Here is a 5,747-nt window from a genome sequence, read left to right on the forward strand (position 1 = left end):
CCGTTCCCATACCGAACACGGAAGTTAAGCTCTCTAGCGCCGATGGTAGTTGGGACCTTGTCCCTGTGAGAGTAGGACGTCGCCAAGCAACTTTAAGACGAGTCAGAATGACTCGTCTTTTTTGTGTTTTATAAAAATAAGAATGGCTGGTAAATCTCAGTTTATTAAAATTTCACTTTATTGTTCACATCAACAAGTTCAAAACGCTCACAGACGAGTAACATATCTTCAGAGAAATTAAGACCAAGCTCATTTAGTTCCTTTGTAAAAAAACGAACATGGGTGTCTCTCCAGTAATTATAAGTACGATCTCCTTCGCCTTCAGCGATAGCGAATTCTTCGCTTACTTCATTCATTGGTGTTACAGTTACTTCTATTGTCTTAATAATAGCTACAGGTTCATCATTACTATTGAGTATAATACTATAATCAATAGTAGTCGGTAGTGATTCATGTTCTAATTCATAAAAAATGTGACCGGAGCATGTAGCGGTTTTAATACCGTCAATTACTAGTTGTGCAAGATAATTAGGGGCATCCCCAAATTGCCAAGCTGTAACAGATTCTGGTTTTTTGTTGTTTCCCCAATAAGTATCCCAATATGTTTGTGCTAATTGATTCATTTTTATCGTTACCTCACTCTAATTCATATTTAGTCTCTTTATAATTCCTAGGAAATTTACTTACTTATTTAGTATGTCTTTGTACTCATTTAAAAGTTGTAGCGGTGTGTTGCAAATTAAAAAGATACTATGTGGAGTGAATATAGTTTGTAAATATGTTCTGTACATATATGGAATCTTTAATTTTCCAATTGCATTTTATGATAAAGGATGTAGTTACTTAAAGAACGTTCAGATTATGAATGGTAGTTTATTATCACTATGCCATATTGAAGTGAGTAATACTAGAGTTGAAATAGATGAAAAAACTGATATTCTAAATTGAATATCAGTTTAATAATATGTGACTTATATGAATCTATAGCAATACGAAAAGCGTAAATAAGATAGCCAACAAAATACGATAGTACGCAAAAGGTTTTAAACCTATCTTCTCTAAAAGCTTTAGAAAAGTTACTACCGCTAGCATCGCTACTATAAAAGAGGTAATGAATCCTACCGCAAACATAGGGATGTCATCGACACTTAAATACTTCCAACTTTTTAGTAAGTCTAAGCCTGTAGCCCCAACCATTACAGGAAGAGCTATTAGAAAAGAGAATTCAGATGCAGTCTTATAATTTACTTTTGCTAATAGACCTCCAGAGATAGTAGAGCCAGCTCTAGAGAAGCCAGGGTATACTGCTAAGCACTGAAATAATCCGATTGTTAAAGCTTGGCGGTATGTTAAATCGTCCAGTGAATAGGCTGCTGCCTCTTTCTTTTTTACTTCTGCAAAGAGCATAAGAATTGCACCTGCTACAAGTCCAATCACAACAGTGTATGGCTGGAATAAGTATGTTTTAATAATATCATGTAGTAGCAAACCAGCAACCACTGCCGGAAATACGCCAAGAAATACATGGAACGCGTTGAATTTTTTTTCTTTCTGTAGAAGAGGCTTAATATTACATAAAGAAACGAGACGTTTATGATATAAAATTGCAATGGCTAAAATTGCGCCTAGCTGAATAACAATTTCAAACGTTTTCGCTCTTTCTCCCTCAAAGCCTAATAAATGCCCGACTAATATAAGATGGCCAGTAGAGGATATAGGTAAAAATTCAGCTAATCCTTCTACAATACCGAGTATGAAGGCAATAATGATATCGCTCATAGTTTCACTCCTACAAATTAATGAATGTCTACTTTTTTAAAATAGAATAGTGTTGCAATAAATCCGGAAATTGTCGTTACTGCAATGATGATATAAGAATACTCTGGTGGATATGTCGGTTGTAATTCGTTATTTGCGATATCTAGAGTAGCGGTCCACGGAAATAAATCTTTATGCTTGGAGTTTACGAGCATAAGATTAGTCATTGTAATAATGACTGTTAATATAATGGGCGGTACATAGCTCTTCATTACAAGAGTTAGTAGCACAATAGGTGAAGACAATAGAAAGAGAAGTCCACCACATATTAAAAATTCTAGGAAAGAACCTAAAAGTAAAGAAATGTTAAAGCCAGGGAAGTTCCCCAATAGCCCTAATATTAAAGTAAGTGCCCAAGCGACTAAAGTTAGCATCATAATCCAAAGAAAGAGAATGATGAATTTACTTATAATAAAGCTAATGCGCGACACGGGGATAGTTAGTAAATTTTTCAGTGTATCTTCTGCATATTCGCGGGTAAGCAAATATGCAACCACTACTCCATATAAGGGGAATCCTATAACTAAAGTAGTATATAAGTTAACGTCAGTGAATAATTGATGGAACCAAATAGTTGGAGTAGGCTGTTTTGTTTTTATATGTATATAAGAGGCTACTACAACTAAGAAAGGTGCGACACCAGCACCAATAATGCTAATTAAAAACATATTAGAGCGTTTTAGTTTTAAGAGTTCTGTATAGAGTAGATTAACCAATTGTTCCACCTCCAACTAGTTTGGTGAAATAATCTTCTAGTCTATCTTCGCTTATCATCATTTTTAATACTTCAATACCGTTAAGAACAAACGTTCTGTTTATGTATCCTTGTTGTCCAAAATGAGAGTAAATACGAATATTTCCTTCATCATGTACTTCATAATCAAAAATTTGAAGATGATTTTCTAATAACATCACAGCTTTATCGTCATTATTCACTTGAAACTCTATGTACTTACGGTTTGCTTTGCGCAGCGTATCAAGAGAAACTTCTTCTAGTAACTTTCCTTCATGAATAATTCCGATACGATCGACCAACTGTTCTATCTCGGCTAATATGTGACTAGAAATGAGTATTGTTATATTTCTTTCTTGAGCTAAAGAATGAATAAGTTTTCGCATTTCTTTAATACCAATAGGGTCTAGTCCGTTAGTTGGTTCATCTAATATGAGTAGCTCAGGATAATGGAGAAGAGCGCGTGCAATTCCTAAGCGTTGCTTCATTCCTAAAGAATACTTTCCTACTAACTTTTTTGTCTCATGCTGCAAGCCTACTATTTCTAATGCTTCTTCGATAGCATTCTTTTTGTGAACCCCAATTATCTTTGCATTAATTAGTAGGTTTTCTTTTGCAGTTAAGTTTTCATAAAATCCTGGAACTTCAACTATAGAACCAATTCTGCTTAAAATATCTTTTTGATTTTGGAATAAGTTCTCTCCGAATATTTCAATCGTTCCACTTGTAGGTTTTATAAGACTAAGCAGCATACGAATGGTTGTTGTTTTACCAGCACCGTTGCGGCCTATGAAGCCATAAATCTCTCCTTGTTGAACATTAATATTTAAATTATCTACTGATTTTTGATTGCCATATACTTTAGTAAGGTTAGTCGTTTTTATAATTGTATTTATAGGAGACACCTGCTTTCTATAAGTTCTTACTTACATCATAAAAAGGAAGGCTTAACTGCATATTAATCATTTCTTAACTATTTCTTAAAAGTATTGTGTTTTGGAATAGAAAAGCCGAAAGTAGTTCGTTTCCATGGAGTACTTTCAACCCATATATGCCCACCATTTTTTTCAACGAGTGCTTTAGAAATAGAGAGTCCGAGACCGCTACCACCAAATGAAGAGTTTCTTGATTGTTCGCTTCGGTACATTCGCTCAAATATGTTTTGTAAATCATGTTTTGGAATACCAGGGCCTTGATCCCAAATATGAAGTTTGTATTCTGCATCAGCTTCTAGCAGTTCGACTCCTATTGTTTTCCCATCCTTTCCGTAATAAATTGCATTTTTCATTAAATTACCGATAATCCGCATAATGCTTAGATGATCTGCGATGATAGGACAAGTAGACTCTGGTATGAGAATTTGCAGTTCGATGTTATGTTTTGAGAGCTCAGGTAAAAATTCAATCAAAACTTCTCTAGTAACTTCAGAAAAGTCGAGTTCTTCTTCTTTTAGTGGAAATTCATTAGCGTCTAGCTTCGCCATATTGAATATTTCATCAACTAGGTGCTTTAAGTTATTTGATTTCATATAGAGTATTTTAAGATATTCTTGTTTTTCTATTTCAGAAGCAGCAACTCCGTCTTTCAAAGCATCTATATATCCGATGATGGAGGTGAGTGGTGTTCGTATATCGTGGGAGATACTAGACAAAAGTTGTTTTCTGGATTCCTCGGATCTTTTGGCTTCAATCTGAACCTGCTCTAATTTAGCTATTAGCTCGTTTATTGAAAAAACGATATTATGTAATGAGTGGTCATTGCTTGTGAATAATCTCGTTTGTAAGTTTCCTTTTAGTACACGACTTAATTTAGTATCCATTGCTTTACGCTGTTGAATGAATTGTATTCTTGAAAAGAAGAGATAAATTGTAATTAAGATAAGGATAATAAATAAAGACATTTTTAATCTTGGGCCTATTTGTATGTTTAAAATCCCGCAAATGATAAGTTGTAATGAAATAAGGAAGAGGGTTTTATCAGTCTTCAAGCTTTTCACCTACAAACTTATAACCAATTCCCCATATAGTCTGAATAAATTTTGGATTGGAAGGGTCAATTTCTATTTTCTTTCTAAGTTTTCGAATATGTACCATAACGGTATTGTCATCTTCTATATAATTATCGTCCCACACATTTCGGAAGAGCTGTGTTTTTGTAAATACTTGCCCTGGGTTTGAAGTAAAGAATTTTAACAGTTCCAATTCTTTTCCGGTTAAGCTAATTTCTTCTTTGTTTGTATGAACTGTGTATGTATTTAAATTGATAGTTAGTCCTTTAAAAGATAAAGTTGTTTTTTCTTGAGCAGTATTGTTACTTCCGAGAACTAAAAAACGCCGCATAAGAGCTTTTACTCGTGCAATTACTTCGTGAATGCTGAAAGGTTTCGTAATATAATCATCAGCACCAATGCTTAAACCTAAAATTTTATCAACTTCGTGATCTTTAGCTGTGAGCATTAATATAGGTACGTTAGTTTTATCTCTAAGTTTTTTACATACCTCGATTCCATCTATTTTGGGCATCATAAGATCTAATATAACGAGGTTATATTTATTTTGATTAAATAAATGCAAGGCTTCTTCGCCGTTGATTGCAGTGTCTACCATGTATAATTCTCGTTCTAAATATATTTTTAATAAATTTCGGATTTCTTTATCGTCGTCTGCTATAAGGATACGTATATCTTTCATATCTTCACCTGCTTCTAATAGAGTTTTATTGATAGTACAACAACTCTCTAATTATATACTAGTATTTGTTAAAATAAGGTTGCTAGTTTTGTTGGAGGAAAACGTCCACACAAGTTAAGTCTAGAGTTCAAATTAACTTGAATATATTTGGAAAAATAAATTAAAGAGAAGCAGAAGGTGTGCTCCGATAATGAAATCCTATAGAGACGTATCTAGCTAAAAGAGCATAAAAATATTAAATTGAAATTATTTATAAAAAGGTGTTGACGATTATACTTTAGAGGTGTAATATAGAACAAGTCGCCGATGACAATAACATCGCAAGCGACAAACGAAATGAAAAACTTAGTTGACATTGAAAGATGAAAATGTTAACATAAAGAAGTCGCAAATGAGCGACCAAGTAGTTCTTTGAAAACTGAACGAAACAAACAACGTGAAACGTCAATTTTTATTTTAGATGCTAGACAAACTAACTTTATTGGAGAGTTTGATCCTGGCTCAGG

General features: G+C 33.7%; 6 protein-coding genes and 1 rRNA gene. 1 reads left to right on the forward strand and 6 read right to left on the reverse strand.

The genetic code is table 11. The features are described 5' to 3' along the window. Positions 1-88, forward strand: a 5S ribosomal RNA gene (gene rrf, locus AC22L0_RS29105); the annotation flags it as partial. Between the two features lie 76 nt (positions 89-164). Here the strand turns inward: rrf and AC22L0_RS29110 are convergent. The 6 genes from AC22L0_RS29110 to AC22L0_RS29135 all read right to left on the reverse strand — a co-directional run bounded on the left by AC22L0_RS29110 (position 165) and on the right by AC22L0_RS29135 (position 5,241). After that, a complete protein-coding gene (locus AC22L0_RS29110) occupies positions 165-623 on the reverse strand; it encodes an ASCH domain-containing protein (RefSeq protein WP_001072418.1) in 459 nt (152 codons plus the stop codon). 358 nt (positions 624-981) lie between these two features. Then, entirely contained in the window at positions 982-1,779 is a 798-nt protein-coding gene (gene uppP / locus AC22L0_RS29115; protein WP_087964911.1) for an undecaprenyl-diphosphate phosphatase UppP, read from the reverse strand. Between the two features lie 17 nt (positions 1,780-1,796). Next, a complete protein-coding gene (locus AC22L0_RS29120) occupies positions 1,797-2,534 on the reverse strand; it encodes an ABC transporter permease (protein WP_000247716.1) in 738 nt (245 codons plus the stop codon). Beyond that, the gene (locus tag AC22L0_RS29125) at positions 2,527-3,456 is read right to left on the reverse strand and encodes an ABC transporter ATP-binding protein (protein WP_000074580.1); all 930 of its coding nucleotides are present in this window, start codon (positions 3,454-3,456) and stop codon (positions 2,527-2,529) included. The genes AC22L0_RS29120 and AC22L0_RS29125 overlap by 8 nt, the downstream gene beginning before the upstream one ends. 68 nt (positions 3,457-3,524) lie before the next feature. Then, the gene (locus AC22L0_RS29130) at positions 3,525-4,538 is read right to left on the reverse strand and encodes a sensor histidine kinase (protein WP_139894267.1); all 1,014 of its coding nucleotides are present in this window, start codon (positions 4,536-4,538) and stop codon (positions 3,525-3,527) included. Next, entirely contained in the window at positions 4,528-5,241 is a 714-nt protein-coding gene (locus AC22L0_RS29135) for a response regulator transcription factor (RefSeq protein ID WP_000651991.1), read from the reverse strand. Before AC22L0_RS29135 ends, AC22L0_RS29130 begins: the two co-directional genes overlap by 11 nt. Positions 5,242-5,747: the final 506 nt, after the last annotated feature.

It is taken from the genome of Bacillus sp. LQ01 (genome assembly GCF_057624735.1).